The organism is Actinoplanes sp. NPDC051537 (genome assembly GCF_055586105.1).
This window is the reverse complement of the sequence record NZ_JBVJIU010000009.1, coordinates 30,085-48,188: the sequence shown is the minus strand read 5'-3', so window position 1 is coordinate 48,188 and position 18,104 is coordinate 30,085. Positions and strand designations below refer to the sequence as shown.

Sequence of the window (18,104 nt, the reverse complement as noted above, 5' to 3'; positions counted from 1 at the left end):
TGCGTGTTGCCGGCGACAACCCCGCGTACCCGGACTCAAAATCCCGCACCGTCACTCCGCACAGAGAGCGAGAGTACGTGGACGCACTGATCCCACCGCTGCTGAACGGCAGCGCAGAGGGTGCGCTGCTCCTGCTCGCCGCACTCGGTCTCTCGCTCACCTTCGGCCAGATGGGCGTGATCAACATGGCACACGGCGAGTTTCTCATGATCGGAGCCTTCACCGCCTACCTCGTCCAGCAGGTGATCGACTCCAGCGACCTCTCGATCGTGGTCGCACTGCCGGTCGCGTTCGTGGTCGCCGGCCTGCTCGGCCTCCTGCTGGAGGTCAGCACCATCCAATGGATGTACCGGAGGCCACTCGACACCCTGCTGGTCACGGTCGGTGTCAGCCTGATTCTGCAACAGGCGGCATTGCAGATCTTCCCGTCCCAGGGAGTCCCGGTGGAGAAGCCGCGATGGCTCGACGGGCAGTTGACCATCCTCGGCTACCACTGGCCGCTGCGGCAGTTCTTCACCATCCTGCTCGCGACCGCCTGCGTCGCCGTACTCGCGGCCTGGCTCAAGTACACCTCGTTCGGCCGCCGCATCCGGGCGACCGTGCACAACCGGGACCTCGCCGAGACCGCGGGGATCGCCACACGCACCGTCGACCGCCTGACCTTCTTCGTCGGGTCGGGTCTGGCCGGGGTCGCCGGAGTGGCCGCGTCACTCATCGGGGGCACGAACTCCCAGATGGGCGCGCAGTACATCATCCCGGCCTTTCTCGTCGTCGCCGCCGGCGGCATCGGCCAGCTCAAGGGCACCGTCATCGCGGCGTGGGCGGTGGGTGTCGCCCTCTCGTGCTTCGCCTACTGGACGACCGGCAGCCTCGCGCAGGTGCTCGCCTTCATCCTCGTGATCGTCTTCCTGCAGCTGCGCCCGCAGGGCCTGTTCACTGTGCGAACCAGGAGTCTGGCATGACGAAGCTGAAGCCACGGCTTTCCCTCTTCGGCATCGGGGTGTTCGCCGTGCTGCTCCTCGCGGTCGCTCCCCTCGTGCTCACCGATCACTGGCTCGGCAACCTCGGCAAGTACTGCTGCTGGGCGATGGCCGCAGTCGGCATCGGCCTGGCGTGGGGCCGAGGCGGGATGCTCGTGATGGGGCAGGGGGTGTTCTTCGCCCTCGGCGCCTACTCGATGGCCATGCACCTCACGCTGGAGAGCGCCGGTGACGGGATCCCCGGATTCATGGTGCTCTACGACCCGCTCGCGTCGCTGCCGGCGTTCTGGGAGCCGTTCCGCAGCACGGCGTTCACCCTGCTGGCGATCGTGCTGCTTCCGGTGATCGTGGCCGGCGCCCTCGGCTACGCGCTGTTCAAGCGCCGCGTGAAGGGCGCGTACTTCGCGATCCTGACGCAGGCGCTCGCCGTCGCGCTCGCCACCCTGATCAGCTCCACCATCCGCGAGACCGGTGGCGACACCGGGCTCAGCGACTTCAAGTACTTCTTCGGTTTCGTGCTGAAGGACTCGGCGAACCGGGAGATGGTGTACCTCATCGCGGCCGGGCTGCTCGTCGTGTGCCTGCTCGTGGTGTGGCAGCTCTACCGCAGCCGCTTCGGTGAGCTCCTCGTCGCCACCCGGGACGCCGAGGAGCGCGTGCGCTTCCTCGGCTACGACCCGGCCAACATCAAGCTTGTCGCCTTCGTCGTCGCCGGGCTGATGGCAAGCATCGGCGGAGCGATGTTCGTACCCATCGTCGGCATCATCACCCCGGCCGAGATCGGCGCCGCCGCCTCGATCCTCATGATCGCGGGCGTTGCCTTCGGCGGCCGCGCCTCGCTCTTCGGCCCGGTGCTCGGCGCGATGGCGGTCGGATGGGGGCAGTCGAGCCTCGGCTCGACCTGGCCCGAAGGCTGGACCTACATCGTCGGCCTGCTGTTCATCGTCGTCATCCTCTTCCTGCCGAAGGGATTGTCGTCGCTGCTTCCCCGGTTCACGGCGACGCGCCGGAGCCCGGGCGAACAGCCCGTCGCGGCGACCGCCGCCCCGGAGCTCGAGGCGGTGAAGTTGTGACCGACGCTTCGCTCGTCGTCACGGATCTCCACGTGGAGTTCTCGGGGTTCGCCGCGGTGGCCGGCGTCTCCTTCGACGCGCACCTCGGCGAGGTCCGGTTCCTCATCGGTCCGAACGGCGCCGGCAAGACGACGTGCATCGACGCCATCACGGGGCTGTCCAAGGCCACCGGGTCGGCGAAGCTTGGCGGGCGGGAGCTGCTCGGCCGGCCGGTGCACAAGATCGTCCGCCTCGGGGTCGGCCGTACGTTCCAGACCGCGAGCGTCTTCGACGAGCTCTCGGTGCTGCAGAACCTGGACATCGCCGCCGGACGCCAACGCCCCCGGGGCTCGCTGCTGCGGACCCGGCGTGGCGTCGACGCGTCGATCCAGCGGGCGCTGGAGGAGACCGGACTCGCCGACGAGCTCGCCACACCGGCCGGCATCCTGTCGCACGGCCAGAAGCAGTGGCTGGAAATCGCGATGCTGCTCGTGCAGGACGCGAGGGTGCTGCTGCTCGACGAGCCCGTCGCCGGCATGAGCCAGGACGAGCGGACCGCGACCGGCGAGCTTCTGCGGCGCGTCGCGGCGAAGCGCATTGTGCTCGTGGTCGAGCACGACATGGACTTCATGCGCCGCTTCGCCACGCGCGTGACGGTGCTGCACCAGGGCCGGGTGCTGTCGCAGGGCACGGTGGCCGAGGTGCAGGCCGACCCCAAGGTGCAGGAGGTCTATCTGGGCACTGCGGGAGCCGCAACGACGGCCGCCATGTCGGTCGTGCCCGAAATGGCAGCCGGGACGCAGGATCGGGAGGGGAACTGACATGCTCGAGCTCACCGACATCGAGGCCGGCTACGGGCGTACACGGGTGCTGCACGGCGTGACGGTGCCGGCCGGGAAGGTCGTGGCCGTGCTCGGCCACAACGGCGCCGGCAAGACGACGCTGCTGCGTGTCGCGATCGGACTCGTCAAGCCGTCGAAGGGGCGCGTGATGTTCGACGGCGAAGACATCGCGTCGCTCGCCCCCAACAAGCGCGTCGCTCGCGGCATGGCGTACGTGCCGCAGGGACAGCAGGCGTTCGGCCAGCTCACGACCCTCGAGAATCTTCAGCTCGTCGCCGATGGGCGCCGGGGCGGCAAGGCCCTCATCGACGCGCAGATGGCTCGCTTCCCCGCATTGGAGAAGTTCGCAGCCCGCAAGGCGGGCCTGCTCTCGGGCGGGCAGCGCCAGCAGCTCGCGATCGCCCGCGCACTCATCACCGAGCCGAAACTGCTCATCCTCGACGAGCCGACCGAGGGCATCCAGCCCACGATCGTCGCCGAGATCGAGCGCACCATCATGCAGCTGGCCGCCGAGGGCATCAACGTGCTGCTCGTCGAGCAGCACATCGGCTTCGCCCTCGAGGCCGCCGAGCGCTACGTCGTGCTCGCCTCGGGCTTCGTCACACAGACCGACCAGGGGGGCGCGGCGGCCACCTCCACCGTGCGAGGCGCCATGGCGATCTGAGCCGACATGACCGGCGTCCTTGCCCGCAACGCTGTTGTAACAGCGGACCCGGAAGATACCCAACGCGAGGGCGTCAGGGGGTGCCACGGTGAGCACAGGCAACGCACGCGCGGCGGCGGAGGACAGCCTCGAGGATTACGCCTTCCGTTACGTGCCGCGCACCTTCCGGCGCTGGAGCGCGGCGTCGGTCGGCGCCACCGCCCTCGGGTCCATCGCGTTCCTCGCCGATTTCTCGATCGGCGCGAGCATCGGCATCGACCACGGCACCGCCAACGCCGTGCTCGGCATCCTGTTCGCGTCGATCGTCATCGTCATCGTGGGCGTGCCCGTCGCCTACTACGCCGCCCGTTACAACCTCGATCTCGATCTCATCGCCCGTGGCTCGGGATTCGGCTACTACGGCTCGATGATCACGACAGTGGTCTTCGCGGGCTTCACGTGCATCTTCTTCGCCCTGGAGGGCGCCATCATGGCGCAGGGGCTGCAGGTCGCGACGGGGTTGCCGCTGTGGCTCGGCTATCTCATCTCGACCGTGGTGGTGATCCCGATCGTCATCTACGGCATGCGTGCGCTGGAGCGCCTGCATTTCTGGACCACCCCACTGTGGCTCGCCCTCGCCCTGCTGCCGCTGCTGTGGATTCTCGTCTCCGACCCCGAGGCGGTGCGCGCCTTCACGTCGTTCGCCGGCACGTCCGACGGCTCGATCAGCTTCGGCGCGGTCGTCTCGAGCGCGGCCGTGTGCTTCGCCCTCACCCCGCAGCTGGCGGAGCAGATCGACTACATCCGCGTCATGCCGCCACGCACGCCGTCGAACGCCCGCTCGTGGTGGACGTCGTTCGCGTTCGCCGGCCCCGGCTGGGTCGTCTTCAGCGGCACCAAGCAGGTGATCGGGGTGTTTCTCGCCGTCTACCTCCTCGTGGAGGTTGACCCCACCCTCGGGCACCAGGCGACCGAGCCGGTCAAGCAGTTCGTCGGCATGTACCAGACCCTCATCCCCGACTGGCTCGCCGTCGTCCTCGCCCTCGGGCTCATCGTGGTCGCGCAGCTGAAGATCAACGTGACGAACGCGTACTCGGGCTCGCTCGCGTGGTCGAACATCTTCACCCGGGTGGCCAAGCATTACCCGGGTCGTACGATCTTCGTGCTGCTCAACCTCGTGATCGCGTACCTGCTCATGACGCTGGACATCTTCACCCTGATCTCCTTCGTGCTGAGCCTCTACGCGAACGTCGTCATGGCGTGGCTCGTGACGATCGCCGCCGACATCGCGATCAACAAGTGGGTGCTGCGCATCTCGCCGCGCTTCCCCGAATTCCGCCGCGGCATGCTGCACGACTGGAACCCGGTGGGGCTCGTGTCGGTGGGACTCGCCTCGGTGCTGTCGCTGCTCGCGTTCGCCGGGCTGTTCGGCCCCGCCGTCAAGCCGTTCTCGGTGGTCATCGCGATCGGCGTCGCGGTCGTCGCCACGCCGGTCATGGCCGTCGCCACGCGGGGCCGCTACTACCTCCGCCGCCAGTCCGACGGCATCGACTCGCCCCTCTTCGACGACGACGGCAACCCCTCGGGCGAGCGGCTCCGTTGCCATGTCACCGGATATACGTTCGAGCGGCCGGATATGCTGGCCTCGGCCCAGCGAGGACCACTCGGCGAGGTGCAATACGTGTCGTCCCTGGCGCTCACGCTCGACGATTCCGATCGCTACGTGCTTCCGCCGGAAGTCACCGGACCCCCGCACTGGGCGACCGCGCGAGGCAGGGGGACGTGATGGAGGAGCCGGTCGACACCGCGACCGCGATTCTCGCCAGCGCCGCCGTTCTGCTGCGTGAGCAGACGTTCGACGACATCTCCTATCGTGCCCTCGCCGACCAGGTCGGCATCTCGGAGCGCACGATCTACCGGCAGTACCCCACGCGCGCGCACCTGCTCGCCGCACTCTCGAACTGGATCGAGCAGACCCGCTTCCCGCTCCCGCCGTTCGTGACCGTGTCCGATTTCCGGGACGCCGTGCACGACCGCTTCCGTGCCTTCGACGCCTCGCCCGCGTACGCGTACGTCAGCGCGCGGGCGTCAGCGATCTCGCTGACCCTCGAGGCCGAGCCTGCCTACATCACGCGCGCGATCGAGGCGATGCTCGACGTGGCGGCGCCGACGCTCAACCGGCGGGACCGACGGCGGGTCGCGGCATCCCTTCGCTACTTCTCGTCGGCAATGTTCTGGGCGCGGCTGCGCACGGGCTTCGACCTGGATGCCGGCGAGATCTGCGACGCGTTCGATCGCACCGTGGGCACCGTTCTCGCGAGGCTGCCCGACGCGACGTGGGCCCAGCCGTGACCGGGTCGACGGCAGTCCCGGCGCTGAGCGGCAACCAAGCGGCGATCCTCGCCGCCTACGCCGAGCTGATCGAGGAGGTCGGCAGCGACGACGTGTCGTTCCGGCTCGTCGCGCGCCGGGCCGGCATCGCCGAGCGCACGGTGTTCCGCAACTATCCCACGCGTGTCGATCTGCTGCTGGCGACGGCGACGTGGATCGAGGCGACGGTGTTCGCCCGCGATGAGTCGCACTCGATCTTCGACATCCCCCTCGCGATCCGCGACGCGATGCAGCGGTACGACGCGCGGCCGGAGCTCGCGCACGTCGTCGCCGAGGCGGCAATGCGCGGCGTGAGCGGCGCGGCGCCGTCGTCCGGCCGGGCGCACCTCGAGCGGCTGCTGGATGCCGAGGTGCCGTCCCTCGACGCGGCGGAGCGCAGGGGAGTCATCGTGGCGCTGTCCCACCTCGACTCCGCCGCGACCTGGGTGACGTTTCGCCGCGAGTTCGGCATGGACCGGCGTGACATCGCCGATGCCGCCGGGTGGGCGGCGGAGGCGGTGCTCGACGGCATCCGCGACCGCGTCGCCCCGGCCTAGCCTGCCGCCATCTCCGCCGTGCTGTGGGCTCGGATCTCGGGGCAAGGCGAGTCGCCGAACCGGGCCACCAGGGTGCGCACGTGTTCCTCGGCGGCTGCCGCGAGCCCGTCGTAGACGGTGACGAACACCTCGCGGGCTCGCGCCCGCGGCCAGTCGGCGGGCATCAGCTCGATCGGCAACTCCGGATCGACGAGGGGGAACTGCCGGTAGGCATTCATGATCTCGGTACGGGCTTGCACCGCGGCGGCACTGGAGACCTCTCCCGCGCGGATTCGGGGCAGCATCGGCTCCCAATGCTGGATGAAGGTGTGGTAGCGCTTCGCGATGGCCCCGACGTCCCAGGCGTCGATCGGGTTGCGGTTGGCCGCGGTGGCGAGGTCCACCTGGCGGGCCCGGAACATGGTCATGGTGCCCAGAGTGCTGGTCGTCAGCCGTTGTTTGACGATCGGGTTCGGTGCGTCGGGAGAGATCCAGAGCGCGTCGTACAGGGGCGCGAACCCCAGCCATCGCAGTTGCCCCCGGAGGGCTCGTCGGCGGCCGCGTTCATCCTGGGGAAACGAGAAGGAGACGAGGGTCCAGTACCCGTCCCATGGCTCCCCACGGGTGGCGAATCGGGCGATCCAGGCGCCGCCGGCGCTCAGGTCGGCGGCGGCGGCCGTCGTCAGGCGGTAGGAGCTGTGGCGCCCGTCCCGGGTACTTTCCAGCATCCGGCTTCGGAACAGCCGGCTGATGGCGGTACGGGCAGCGCCGCTCCCGATCCCCGCTTCCTCCAGCAACGCGACGATCGACGCCGACGGTAGCCAGGCCCGGGTGTGCAGGGTGTAGTCGGCCACGAGCGTCACGGCCAGATTCTGCGCGGTAGTGCCGCCCTGTTGGCGCTGCCGGCGCACGCTCGCCGGGTCGTCGGGAAAGATTTCCTCGATGTCGTACGGGCTGACCACGTAGCTGCTCCGGCGTCCGTCCACTGATGGTTGTCGATTGACACTACCGCGTCCCGCGTGCAACATGATTGACACATATTGATGTGAGGTGCCAGCAAGCGGTTCGGGCTGTCGACGGGGAGGCAATCGTGCGAGGTCGTCCGCAATTCCGGCCCGGCGCCGCCGCTGTCCCACCGGCGAGGGAGAGCGAAGCCGCGCCCCGATCGCGCCGAGCGTTTCTGCGGACCGGGGCCGTCGCGCTGGCCGGGCTGACTCTGGGCGTGGCGGAACCGGCGCTCGCGACGCCGGCCGGTCCGGGAAGACCGCATGGCGCGATGCCGTTCGGTCCGGTGGTGGTTGCCGATCCGGGATCCGGAGCGGCGTACGCCCGCGCCGTACGACTCGGCAACTCGCGGTCCTGGCTGGCGACGTTCCAGCAGTTCGGGGCGCCGGGGTTCCCCATCTACCGGAGTGACGACGACGGCCACACCTGGTCCGAGCTGAGCAATGTGCCGAGCACCGGTGACACGTCGGGCGTGTGGCTCCAGCCGTTTCTGTACGAGCTGCCGCGAGCCTTCGCCGGCTTCCCGAAGGGCACGCTCTTGTGCGCCGGCAATGCGCTCGGGAGCTTCACGAGCACCAAGATCCAGCTGTACGCGAGCCGCGACCACGGAGTCACGTGGACCTTCCTGAGCACCGTTGCGGAGGGCGGCGCGCCGATTCCGGAGAACGGCAACACTCCGGTGTGGGAGCCGTTCCTGTTGCTGCACTCCGACCGGCTCATCTGTTACTACTCCGATCAGCGAGACCCTCGATACGGGCAGAAACTGGCACACCAAACCAGTCGGGATCTGCGCACCTGGGGACCGGTCGTCGATGACGCCGTGGGTACGGATTACGACCAGCGCCCCGGCATGACCACGGTGGCCCGGATTCACGAGCGCCTGTGGATCCTGACTCACGAGGCAGGCGGCAACTCCGGCGACAATTTCTACGCCGTCCACTACAAGCTGGCGAGGGATCCGGAGTCGTTCGGACCGGCCCGTGACATCGTGCTGCACGATCAGGACGGCTACATCCCGTCGGCCGCGCCGACCGTGTCGTGGTCGGATTCCGGCGGTCCGAACGGGACGATCGTGGTGACGGCGAACGGCGACCAGGACCTCTTCGTCAATTGTCACCTCGGCGATCCCGGCAAGTGGACACGGGTGTCTTCGGCGATCCCCGGCGGCTACAGCCGGCAAACCATCCCCCTCGAAGGTACGGATTCCCGGCGGCAACGCGGCTTCCTGTTCATCATCACCGGCCCGAACTACGCCGAGAACGGCCCGATACAGGCCGGCGTGGTTCCGCTGGCCTGACCGCCGCGGCCGATGTCGCTCACCGGTTGGTGAGCTCCTTCTCCGGTTGTGGCTCCCGCTCCGGTTTTCTCTCCACTGCCACGAAGAAGCCCTTGACCGCCGGGGCGAGCGCGCCGAGCCGGTTCATCTTCTTGGGTACGGCCCACCCTGCGTACTCGGCCGGCGGGAGCGGCTGGTGCACCTCGGCGAAGCCGCCGTCCGGGAGCCGGCGGATGATGCCGGTCTCGACGCCGTGCGCCAGCGCCTCCCGGTCGTGTTGCTGCAACCCCAGGCAGATCCGGCGGGTCACGAAGTAGGCGATGGGCGGCGCCACCAGCAACCCGATGCGGCCGGCCCAGGTCATCGCGTTCAGGCTGATGTGGAACTTGTCGGCGATGATGTCGTTCCCGCCCGAGATCATGCAGATGAGGAAGAACGACACGGCCATCGCACCCAGGCCGGTACGGGCGGGGTTGTCCCGGGGCCGTTCGAGGAGGTTGTGCGCCGCGCGGTCGCGGTGGCGCCGCGCCTCGATCCACGGGTACGCCATCGGCGCCACGGTGAGGATGCCGGGCAACGCCACGGCCGGCCAGAAGATCGGCGGGATGCTGTAGTTGCCGAGGTAGACCTGCCAGTTCGGCATCAGCCGGATCGCGCCGTCGAGGAACATCACGTACCAGTCGGGCTGGCTGCCGGCCGACACCTCGTAGGCACGGTACGGTCCGTACAGCCACACCGGGTTGATCTGGAACAGGCCGGCCATCAGCGAGATGACCGCGAAGACGACCATGAAGAAGCCGCCCTGCTTGAGCGTGTACCGGGGCACGAACCGCTCGCCGACCACGTTGTTCTCGGTGCGGCCGGGGCCGGGCCACTGGGTGTGCTTCTGCACGAACACGAGGGCGACGTGCACGGTGATGAGCGCGAACAGCGCGGCCGGCAGCAGCAGTACGTGCACGATGTAGAGCCGCCCGACGATGAGGTGGCCGGGGAAGTCGCCGCCGAAGAGCGCCGCCGACAGCCAGCTGCCGGCCACCGGGATGGACAGCACGATGGCCTGGGCGATCCTCAGCCCGGCGCCGGAGAGCCCGTCGTCGATCATCGAGTACCCGGTGAACCCGGCCAGGAACGCCAGCCAGAACAGCAGCAGGCCGATCACCCAGTTCGCCTCGCGCGGCTTGCGGAACGCGCCGGTGAAGAAGACGCGCAGCATGTGCACCACGATGGCGGCCAGGAACAGCAGCGCCGCCCAGTGGTGCATCTGCCGGATGAACAGCCCGCCGCGTACCTCGAACGAAAGCCGCAACGATGACTCGTACGCCGCCGACATCGACGTCCCGCGCAGGGCGGCGTACGGACCGTCGTAGGTTGTTTCGCGCATCGAGGGGTCGAAGAAGAGCGTGAGAAAGACCCCGCTGAGCAGCAGCACGATGAACGAGAACAGGGCGATCTCGCCGAGCAGGAACGACCAGTGGTCGGGGAAGACCTTGTTGAGCAGTGCTCGTAACGGCGTGGCGACCTTGTAGCGTTCGTCGGCGCCCTTGGCCGTCTTCTCGATCGCGCGCATGCCACGCCCCTTCCCCGTCGCCTCCTGGCTGAAGACAAGACGAGGTAGCACCTCGAAATGTGACGCCGACCGGCTCCTACCGCGAACCAGGATCTGAGCCGCCGGCCGGCGCGGAGTCCTGGGCCAGGGCCATCGCGCCGACGAGCGGGGCGTCGTCGGCGAAGCGGGCCTTGGCCAGCGCCGGCGGGAACGGCACCGACCGGCGCAGGGCCGCCGCGACCCGCGGGATGATGTGCCCGGCGGCGCCCATCATGCCGCCGGCCAGGACCACTCGCTCCGGGTCGAGGACGACGCAGAGATTGGCGATGGTGCGCGACAGCGTCTCGATGGCCTCGTCCAGCAGGTGGGCAACGCCCGGTTCGGTTCTCAGCTCGAACAACTCCGCGGCGGTGACCGGCCGGCCCAGCAACGCGGCGCCGCGCCGGGCCAGGGCCACGCCGGACACGACGTCCTCCAGCGGCGCTTGTCCGTCCGCGAAGCCGGGATCGGTGTTGTCGTCGCGCAGATAGCCGATCTCGCCGGCCGCGCCATGCGCGCCGGGCACGACGCGACCGCCGACGACGAGGGCGGCGGCCAGCCCGGTGCCGAGGTTGATGTACAGGCCCACGTCGACCCCGCGCAGCGCTCCCCAGTGCAGTTCGGCGGCGGCGCCCGCGTTGACGTCGTTGTCGATCGCCACCGGGGCGTCGCCGAACTCGGCGCGTAACAACGCGGGCAGGGCCATGCCGTCCCAGCCGGGCACGTTGGGTGCGAGCCGGACCCGGCCGTCGCGCAGCACGCCGAAGGTGGACACGCCGACCGCCGCCGGGCCGGTCAGCAGTGTCCGGGCGGCTTCGAAGGTGCGTCGCACGGCCTGCATGGCGCCCGATTCGCCGAGGGTCCGCAAGCGGAGTGCGACCTCGGGGCGGCCGTCGGAGGAGCCGACGGCCGCCGTGGCGATCGCGATCTTGGTGCCGCCGAAGTCGATCGCCAGGACCCGGGGGCCGGTCATCGGGGCTGACCGCGCCGGGCGAGGGAGTCCACGGCGACGGCGACCGCGAGGACCGCGGCGGTCACCATGTAGCGCACCGAGGAGTTCACGTTCAGCAGCAGCATGCCGTTGGTGATGGCCTGGATGACGAGGATGCCGAGCAGGGCGGCGTGGGCGCGCCCCCGGCCGCCGAACAGCGAAGTGCCCCCGATGACGGCCGCGGCGATGGCCATGAGCAGGGTGTCGCTGCTGCCCGAGCTCTGGTTGACGGCGGCGAGGCGGCTGGCGGCCAGGATGCCACCGGCGGCGGCGAGGGCGGAGCCGGCGGCGAAGGCGATCACCCGGATCCTGGTCACGTTGATGCCCGCCCGCCGGGCCGCCTCGGCGTTGCCGCCCACCGCGTACATGTGCCGGCCGAAGACGGTGTGCTGCAGGATCAGGTCGAGCGCGACGACCAGGGCGGCGAAGATGACCAGCAGCAGCGGCACGCCGCGGTCGGCGGTGAGGACGAGCACGACGGCGGCCAGTGCGATCGCCAGACCGCCGAGGCGTACGGCCATCCGCAGGAACGAGGTCACCGGCAGTCCGGCCGCACCCCGCAGCCGCCGGTTGACCAGCGCGCTGGTCGCGCTGACCGCGACGATCAGGACGGCGGTCAGCCAGGCGACCGGCGTCGGAAGCCAGCTGTCGCTGAGCTTCGCCACGAACCCGTCGAACGGCAGGTTGATGGTCCCGCCGCTGCCCAGCAGATACAGCATCAACCCCTGCCAGCCGATCAGCCCGGCCAGCGTGACCACGAACGACGGCATGCCGAGCCGGGTGAACATCCAGCCGTGCAGCAGCCCGATCAGGGCGGCGCCGGTGAGCGCCGTCGCGATGGCGAGGACGGGCGGCCAGCCGTGGTTCACCGACAGGATGGTCATGATGACCGCGGCCAGACCGCTGACCGATCCCGCCGACAGGTCGATCTCGCCGAGCAGCACCACCATGATGATGCCGAGCGAGATGGTGCCGGTCGCGGCCATCTGCAGCGCGAGGTTGGTGAGGTTCTCGGCGGACAGGAAGCGGTCGTTCAGCGAGCCGAACACGACCGCGATGACGACCAGTCCGGCGACGACCGGCCAGGCGCCGAGGTCGGACCCGCCGCGACCGATCGGCCGCAGGGGCTTGCGCAGCATCAGGGAGAGGGCGGTCATGCGGTTTCCTCCGATGCGCCGGCCAGCGCGGCGCCGCCGGTGATCGCGGCCACGACGGCCTCCGGGGTGGTCTCGGCGGTGCGGAACTCGCCCGCGTTGCGGCCGAGCCGCAGGACCACGATCCGGTCGCTGACGGCCCGGACATCGGCGAGGTTGTGGGAGATGACGAGTACGGCGAGTCCGCGGTCTCGCAGGCGCCGGATCAGGCCGAGCACCTGGGCGGTCTGCTCGACGCCGAGCGCCGCCGTCGGCTCGTCCAGGATCACGACGCGCGGATCGGCGACCAGCGCCCGGGCGATGGCGACCGACTGACGCTGACCGCCGGAGAGCATGGCGACCGGGACCCGGATGTCCCGGATCCGGACGTCCAGGGACGCCAGCAGGTCGCGGGCCGCTCGTTCCATCCGGATCGGGCGCAACACCGACCAGCGTTGCCGTTCGGCGCCGAGGAACAGGTTGGCCACCACGTCCAGGTTCTCGCAGAGGGCGAGGTCCTGATGGACGGTGGCGATGTCCAGCTGTTGCGCCTCGTGGGGGCTGCTCAGGCGAACCGTGCGGCCGTCCAGCTCGACATGTCCGCTCTCCGGGATGACGACCCCGGAGAGGACCTTCACGAGGGTCGACTTGCCGGCGCCGTTGTCACCGACGAGGGCGACGACCTCGCCCGGCGCGAGGTCCAGGCTGACCTCGTCGAGCGCCTGGACCGCGCCGTACGCCTTGGAGATCGCGTTGGCGGAGAACACTATTGGATGCCCTGTCGCGCGCATGCCGCCTTCACCGGCGGAGTGCAGATGTCGGCCGCGGTGTAGAAGCCGTCCTTCACGATCGTGTCCTTGATCTTGTCGGCGGTCACCGGGCTCGGATCGAGCAGGAACGACGGGATCTTCGCCGTACCGTTGTCGACGCTGGCCGGCGCGGCCGGCTTCTGGTCGTGGACCACCCCGACGGCCAGTTCCGCCGCCTTCTCCGCCTCGCTGCGAATGTCCAGGTAGATGGTCATGTACTGCTCGCCGGTCAGGATGCGCTGCACCGCCGCGAGCTCGGCGTCCTGGCCGGTGATGGGCGGGACGGTGGCGTAGCCCGCCCGCTTCATCGCCGCGATGGCGCCGCCCGCCATGCCGTCGTTCGCGGACAGCACGCCGACGATGTTGTCGCGGCCGAGGGCGGTGATCGCCTGTTCCATCTCCTGCTGGGCCTTGTCGGGACTCCAGTCCGGAGTGTCGAACTCGCGTCCGACCGCCACCTTGCCGTCGAGCACATGGTGCGCGCCGGTCTTGTAGTCGGCCGAGCTGGGATCGGTGGGCGATCCGTTGATCATGACGATCTTGCCCTTGCCGGTCGTGCCGGCCTTGCCGAGCGCGTCCAGCAGAGCCTGGCCCTGCATCTCGCCCACCCGGACGTTGTTGAAGGAGACGTAGTAGTCGTACGTGATGCCGGAGATCAGCCGGTCGTAGGCGATCACCGGAACCTTGGCCTGCTTCGCCCGGTTGACGAGGGACGCGACGGCGCCCGCGTCGACGGCGTCGAGGACCAGGGCGTCGGCACCCTGGGTCAGCGCCGCCTCGACCTGCTGTTGTTGCTTGGCCGCGTCCTGATCGGCGTTGAAGTAGAGCACCTTGCAGTCGGCGCACAGGGCCTTGACCTTGGCCTCGAACAGGGGCCGGTCGAAGGCCTCGTACCGGGTGGTCTTGGACTCGGGAAGGAAGAGGGCGATGGTGGCCGCCTTCTTCGAGCTGTCGGAGGCGTCTGAGTTGTCCGCAGCGCCGCAGGCACTGAGGAGAACGACGGCGGCGGTGGCTGCGGCTGCTGCGGCGAACCTGCTGGTTCTCACGGTGCACCTCTCTTCCGAAGGTTTGAGGAGCATCGTCAGCCACCCGGCCGCCGTTTGGCAATGTCCTTTACGAAATTGATAAATGAGATTTACGAACGGGTGTGGCAGCCTGTAGGACGTGCAGAGCAGTGCGACAGCCAGTACCACGGCCGTTCTCCGGGTGATCAACGAGCGGGCCGTGTTCGCCGAGATCTTCCGGCTGGGGAAGGCGTCCCGCCCGGAACTGGCGGCGATCACCGGGCTGTCCAAGCCGACCGTGGCCGTCACCCTCAACAACCTGGAGGACGCGGGACTGCTGCGTCAGGTCGGCCGGCGCGCCGGCCCGGCCGGTCGCTCCGCCCTGCTCTACGAGGTGCGCCCCGAGGCCGGCTACGTCCTCGCGGTGGACATCGGGCGCGCCTTCGTGCGTACCGCCCTGGCCGATCTCGTCGGCGACATCGTCGCCCGCAAGGAGGAGCCGTCGCACGGGTACCGCGAACAGGACCTCGTAGCCCAGCTCACCCGGATCGCCGACGAACTGGCCGGCGCCGCGGGCATCGTCCGCGACGACATCACGCTCGCCGTCTTCGGCACCCCCGGCATCCACGACAAGACCGACGGCTCGCTGCACCTCGCGCCGAACCTGCCCGGCTGGGACCGGCAGAACAGCGTCGCCCAACTGGCCGGCATCACCGGCGCGACCTACGTGGTGGAGAACGACACCAATCTCGCCGCGATCGGCGAGGCGACGTACGGGCTCGGCCGGGGTGTACGCCATTTCGTGTACGTGCAGATCGGCACCGGCACCGGCATGGGCATCGTGATCGACGGCAAGTTGTACCGCGGCACCCGCGGCGCCGCCGGCGAGATCGGGTACATGCCGGTCGGCGACGGCGACCCGCTGCTGGACGAGCCGGGATCCCGGGGCCGGGGCATGTTCGAATCGGTCGCCTCGGCCGCCGGCGTCGTCGCCACCTCCCACCGCCTGGGTCTGGTGGACGCGGTCACCGCGAAGGAGGTTCTCGACGCCGCCCGGGCCGGTGACGAGGCCGCCCTGCGGGCGGTGGATCGCGAGGTCGAGTACGTGGGCCGGGCCCTGGCCGGCGTCACCGCGGTGCTCGATCCGGAGCTCGTGGTGCTCGGCGGGGGAGTGGCGGGTCACGCCGGCGATCTGCTGACCGGCCCACTGCTCGAGCGGCTGAACCGCCTGGTCGCCTTGCGCCCGCCCCGCATCGAAGTCTCCACGCTGGGCACCGACGCGGTCCTGCTCGGCGCCCTGGCGTCCGGCCTGACCGCCGCCCGTGACCTGGTGCTGGACCGCGCCGAACCGCCGACCGCCCGGTGAGCCCGTCGCGGGCCTGACCGGCGCAGCCGAAGCGGTGAATCGGGCCGCCCGGAACACGCACTCGCTTGATGTCCATGCGCTCCTCGCCGGCGTCGCGATCTCGTCGTCTCGAACGGGGTTTCGGCAGCCATCGCCGTCACGCGTGGACCGTCCGTTCGGTAGCGGCGACGATGAGCGCGGCGACGGCGGCGGGATTGTCGGCCATCGGGACGTGTCCGCAGCCCGGCAGCTCGCTGACGCGGGTTCCCGGCGGCAGTTCGTCCAGGTGGCGGGACTGGCGGGGGAGCAGGAGGCGGTCACGCGACCCGAAGGCGACGGTGACCGGCGCGTCGATGGGTGGGCCGGCGCGGTAGCAGCGCGGCTCGGTGGCTTTCATGGTCGCGTCGAAACCGGGGGCGCCGGCCATCGCCCGTACGGCGCCGCGGGCGTAGGCGGCGGTGATCCGGGACGGTTGCCCGTGGGTCTGGCCGAGGACGGCGATCCGCCCGGCGCGGTACCGGACGAGGCGGCATGCCGGTGCGGTGAAGTGCTTGGCGAGCCATTGGGTGGTGCGCAGGCTGATCCGGTTGTACAGCGGGGTTGGGCCGCGCCACAGGCCGGCCGGGGAGAGCAGGGCCAGCGATCGGAGCGGGCGGGCGGCGGCGAGCTCGAGGGCGACCCAGCCGCCGAGCGAGTTGCCGGCCACGTGCGGTGTCGCTATGCCCTGGGTGTCGAGGAAGGCGGCCACGGCGGCGGCGATGGCGTCCGGCCGTGGTTCGACGTGCGAGGGAAGCGGCGGGGATTCGCCGTGGCCGGGCAGGTCGACGGCGATGACGTCGAATCGCTCGGTGAGCCGGTCGAGGACGGGGTCCCAGGCCTGGCGAGCGGAGCCGATGCCGTGCAGCAGGATCAGCGGCGTCCCGGCACCGCGGCGGGTGAATGCGAGTGTCATGTCAGCAGGACGACCAGGCCTGCCACATTGTGACGCGTGGGTGCTCGCCGCGTCAGGGTGCAGTAGGTGGCTTAGGCGCTTGTATCGGGTAGATGTCGATGGGGTAGCTGCCACCGTTCTCGATCGTGGACCGCCGCACGCTTGACACGAATGTCGTGCCCACGTTCGGATCGGTTGTGCTGGGCCCGAGGTCGACGCCGTTGAACTTGGCCGTCGCCGTGGCCGCGACCACAGCGTTCGCACCGGTGGCCGAGATGGTGAATTTGTGGTGCGGGTCCGCCGTGGTGCATTGGCTGTCGTTGCAGTTGGTGATTCCGGTGTACTGGTATGTGCTCGTGATCGGCTTGCCCGTGGCGGCCCAGGTAGCCTCGATCGTCGCGGTTTTGTCGGTGTTGCACCCGTCGGCGCTGGTGCAGCTCGTCAGCCCGAACGTGATCGGCGCGAGGGTCGCCTTTTCGAGGTTGTTCTTCGCCGTGAAGGTCCCGGATCCGGGCGAGACCGTGTCGCCGATCGCGAACTCGACGGTATTGCCGTCCCGGTCGACGACACGCTTGTCCAAGGAGACGACGGTGCCATCGGCGAATGTCAAGATCCGGCCATTAGGGCGGGTTCCCTGCAGCACCGTCAGCTGGTAGTAGGTCGTGCTGCCGTCGGGATTCGGGATGACCCAGGCGGTGTTCGCCGCTACGCCTTTGCCGCCGCGCACGGTCTTGTTGCCCAGATCAATCGTGGGAGCGGAGTAGTCCGGAATGGAGATGATTCCCGACAGTTCGCCAGAGATGACACTGACCCGCGACGTACGGGAAAGGGTCGCTCTTGTCGTCGGTTCTCCCAAGCTCTTCCCATTCAGCGTCCCGGCCGCGGGCGCGGACCGGTACGCCGCATCATCGCTCAGCCTCACCTCGGTCGGGCCGGCCGGGGCGCTGCCGTTGTCCCGGAAAGTCGAGCGGGTTTCCCCCATCGGCCCGGTCCCGATCCAATCGGTCTGAATGATGAGGCTCCGATCGACGGCCTCGCACGGGGACGGGCCCAATACACACTGGTCCACCTTCACCGGCGCCAGCGTCGCCGAACGCAGTGTCCCCACTTTGTCGGTGCGGAAGACAGGTGCGGTCGTGAACAAGGTGCCGAAAAAGGAATCCTTGGTGTAGATGCTCTGACCGTTCGGGCCAATGACCGTCCGGAACAACTCGATCGTCGTGCCGTGGCCGAATTTCGGGCGGTGCTGCTCGTCGTTGACAATGCCGTCGACGAGATCAAGCTGCGTGACGAGTTTGTTTCCTTGATCATCCAGACCCGACCACACGGCGGTGGCATGGACAACGATCCCGCCGTCAACCGTCTTACCGGCGGCGGCCGCCGGCGCCGCGACCACGGCCGAGATGGTGAACACCAGCAAGGAGACGACCGGGATGCGGAAACGTCGCCTACGTCGCCCGGCAGGGGCCGGCGGCATCGGTCGGTTGATGTCGTCGCTCATCGTTGGCTCCTCAGTCTGGTTGAGCGGCCGTGCCCCAGCGGCAGCCGTGAGACGTCCGCACCTCGGCCCGATGGAGATGCTTGGAAGCCGCGCACGCCTCT

17 protein-coding genes are annotated in these 18,104 nt (G+C 69.4%); 9 read left to right on the top strand and 8 right to left on the bottom strand.

Annotated features, from left to right (window positions below; translation table 11 throughout):
* Nucleotides 1-77 precede the first annotated feature (77 nt).
* The 7 genes from urtB (at nt 78) to ACZ6TB_RS22680 (ending at nt 6,444) form a co-directional block, all read left to right on the top strand.
* On the top strand, nt 78-962 hold the full coding sequence (urtB, locus tag ACZ6TB_RS22710) for an urea ABC transporter permease subunit UrtB (RefSeq protein WP_465556632.1): 885 nt from the start codon (nt 78-80) through the stop codon (nt 960-962).
* Nucleotides 959-2,053, top strand: coding sequence for an urea ABC transporter permease subunit UrtC (gene urtC, locus ACZ6TB_RS22705; RefSeq protein ID WP_465556630.1), 1,095 nt, complete (start codon nt 959-961; stop codon nt 2,051-2,053). The genes urtB and urtC overlap by 4 nt, the downstream gene beginning before the upstream one ends.
* Complete coding sequence (gene urtD / locus ACZ6TB_RS22700) at nt 2,050-2,853, top strand: urea ABC transporter ATP-binding protein UrtD (protein ID WP_465556628.1); 804 nt, start codon at nt 2,050-2,052, stop codon at nt 2,851-2,853. The genes urtC and urtD overlap by 4 nt, the downstream gene beginning before the upstream one ends.
* Before the next feature lies 1 nt (nt 2,854).
* Nucleotides 2,855-3,538, top strand: a complete 684-nt coding sequence (locus tag ACZ6TB_RS22695; RefSeq protein ID WP_465556626.1) for an ATP-binding cassette domain-containing protein — start codon at nt 2,855-2,857, stop codon at nt 3,536-3,538.
* Between the two features lie 88 nt (nt 3,539-3,626).
* On the top strand, nt 3,627-5,303 hold the full coding sequence (locus tag ACZ6TB_RS22690; protein WP_465556625.1) for a purine-cytosine permease family protein: 1,677 nt from the start codon (nt 3,627-3,629) through the stop codon (nt 5,301-5,303).
* Nucleotides 5,303-5,869, top strand: coding sequence for a TetR/AcrR family transcriptional regulator (locus ACZ6TB_RS22685; protein ID WP_465557233.1), 567 nt, complete (start codon nt 5,303-5,305; stop codon nt 5,867-5,869). Before ACZ6TB_RS22690 ends, ACZ6TB_RS22685 begins: the two co-directional genes overlap by 1 nt.
* Nucleotides 5,866-6,444, top strand: a complete 579-nt coding sequence (locus ACZ6TB_RS22680; protein ID WP_465556623.1) for a TetR/AcrR family transcriptional regulator — start codon at nt 5,866-5,868, stop codon at nt 6,442-6,444. Before ACZ6TB_RS22685 ends, ACZ6TB_RS22680 begins: the two co-directional genes overlap by 4 nt.
* Here ACZ6TB_RS22680 and ACZ6TB_RS22675 read toward each other — a convergent pair.
* Nucleotides 6,441-7,385, bottom strand: a complete 945-nt coding sequence (locus ACZ6TB_RS22675) for a PaaX family transcriptional regulator (protein ID WP_465556621.1) — start codon at nt 7,383-7,385, stop codon at nt 6,441-6,443. The two genes, ACZ6TB_RS22680 and ACZ6TB_RS22675, sit on opposite strands and share 4 nt — an antisense overlap.
* Nucleotides 7,386-7,699: 314 nt before the next feature.
* On the opposite strand from ACZ6TB_RS22675, the gene ACZ6TB_RS22670 reads away from it, so the two are divergent.
* Complete coding sequence (locus ACZ6TB_RS22670; protein ID WP_465556619.1) at nt 7,700-8,725, top strand: sialidase family protein; 1,026 nt, start codon at nt 7,700-7,702, stop codon at nt 8,723-8,725.
* A gap of 19 nt (nt 8,726-8,744) precedes the next feature.
* On the opposite strand, the gene qcrB is transcribed toward ACZ6TB_RS22670, so the two are convergent.
* The 5 genes from qcrB to ACZ6TB_RS22645 all read right to left on the bottom strand — a co-directional run bounded on the left by qcrB (nt 8,745) and on the right by ACZ6TB_RS22645 (nt 14,268).
* Nucleotides 8,745-10,271, bottom strand: coding sequence for a cytochrome bc1 complex cytochrome b subunit (gene qcrB / locus ACZ6TB_RS22665; protein ID WP_465556617.1), 1,527 nt, complete (start codon nt 10,269-10,271; stop codon nt 8,745-8,747).
* A gap of 76 nt (nt 10,272-10,347) precedes the next feature.
* The gene (locus ACZ6TB_RS22660) at nt 10,348-11,262 is read right to left on the bottom strand and encodes an ROK family protein (protein WP_465556615.1); all 915 of its coding nucleotides are present in this window, start codon (nt 11,260-11,262) and stop codon (nt 10,348-10,350) included.
* Nucleotides 11,259-12,437, bottom strand: a complete 1,179-nt coding sequence (locus tag ACZ6TB_RS22655; protein ID WP_465556613.1) for a sugar ABC transporter permease — start codon at nt 12,435-12,437, stop codon at nt 11,259-11,261. Before ACZ6TB_RS22655 ends, ACZ6TB_RS22660 begins: the two co-directional genes overlap by 4 nt.
* Complete coding sequence (locus tag ACZ6TB_RS22650; RefSeq protein WP_465556611.1) at nt 12,434-13,180, bottom strand: ATP-binding cassette domain-containing protein; 747 nt, start codon at nt 13,178-13,180, stop codon at nt 12,434-12,436. Before ACZ6TB_RS22650 ends, ACZ6TB_RS22655 begins: the two co-directional genes overlap by 4 nt.
* Entirely contained in the window at nt 13,180-14,268 is a 1,089-nt protein-coding gene (locus tag ACZ6TB_RS22645) for a sugar ABC transporter substrate-binding protein (RefSeq protein ID WP_465556609.1), read from the bottom strand. Before ACZ6TB_RS22645 ends, ACZ6TB_RS22650 begins: the two co-directional genes overlap by 1 nt.
* Nucleotides 14,269-14,386: 118 nt before the next feature.
* On the opposite strand from ACZ6TB_RS22645, the gene ACZ6TB_RS22640 reads away from it, so the two are divergent.
* The gene (locus ACZ6TB_RS22640) at nt 14,387-15,592 is read left to right on the top strand and encodes an ROK family transcriptional regulator (protein WP_465556607.1); all 1,206 of its coding nucleotides are present in this window, start codon (nt 14,387-14,389) and stop codon (nt 15,590-15,592) included.
* A 136-nt stretch (nt 15,593-15,728) separates the two neighbouring features.
* Here the strand turns inward: ACZ6TB_RS22640 and ACZ6TB_RS22635 are convergent, their stop codons facing one another.
* Together ACZ6TB_RS22635 and ACZ6TB_RS22630 are read right to left on the bottom strand one after the other, a co-directional pair.
* The gene (locus ACZ6TB_RS22635; protein ID WP_465556605.1) at nt 15,729-16,523 is read right to left on the bottom strand and encodes an alpha/beta fold hydrolase; all 795 of its coding nucleotides are present in this window, start codon (nt 16,521-16,523) and stop codon (nt 15,729-15,731) included.
* A gap of 52 nt (nt 16,524-16,575) precedes the next feature.
* A complete protein-coding gene (locus ACZ6TB_RS22630) occupies nt 16,576-18,003 on the bottom strand; it encodes a hypothetical protein (protein WP_465556603.1) in 1,428 nt (475 codons plus the stop codon).
* Nucleotides 18,004-18,104: the final 101 nt, after the last annotated feature.

Bases quoted from the DNA above. Each gene is read 5' to 3' on its own strand.
- ACZ6TB_RS22670 (WP_465556619.1), top strand. From the start codon at position 7,700: ATGCCGTTCGGTCCGGTGGTGGTTGCCGATCCGGGATCCGGAGCGGCG.
- ACZ6TB_RS22695 (WP_465556626.1), top strand. From the start codon at position 2,855: ATGCTCGAGCTCACCGACATCGAGGCCGGCTACGGGCGTACACGGGTG.
- ACZ6TB_RS22685 (WP_465557233.1), top strand. From the start codon at position 5,303: ATGGAGGAGCCGGTCGACACCGCGACCGCGATTCTCGCCAGCGCCGCC.
- qcrB (WP_465556617.1), bottom strand. From the start codon at position 10,271: ATGCGCGCGATCGAGAAGACGGCCAAGGGCGCCGACGAACGCTACAAG.
- ACZ6TB_RS22630 (WP_465556603.1), bottom strand. From the start codon at position 18,003: ATGAGCGACGACATCAACCGACCGATGCCGCCGGCCCCTGCCGGGCGA.
- ACZ6TB_RS22655 (WP_465556613.1), bottom strand. From the start codon at position 12,437: ATGACCGCCCTCTCCCTGATGCTGCGCAAGCCCCTGCGGCCGATCGGT.
- urtC (WP_465556630.1), top strand. From the start codon at position 959: ATGACGAAGCTGAAGCCACGGCTTTCCCTCTTCGGCATCGGGGTGTTC.
- ACZ6TB_RS22635 (WP_465556605.1), bottom strand. From the start codon at position 16,523: ATGACACTCGCATTCACCCGCCGCGGTGCCGGGACGCCGCTGATCCTG.
- ACZ6TB_RS22660 (WP_465556615.1), bottom strand. From the start codon at position 11,262: ATGACCGGCCCCCGGGTCCTGGCGATCGACTTCGGCGGCACCAAGATC.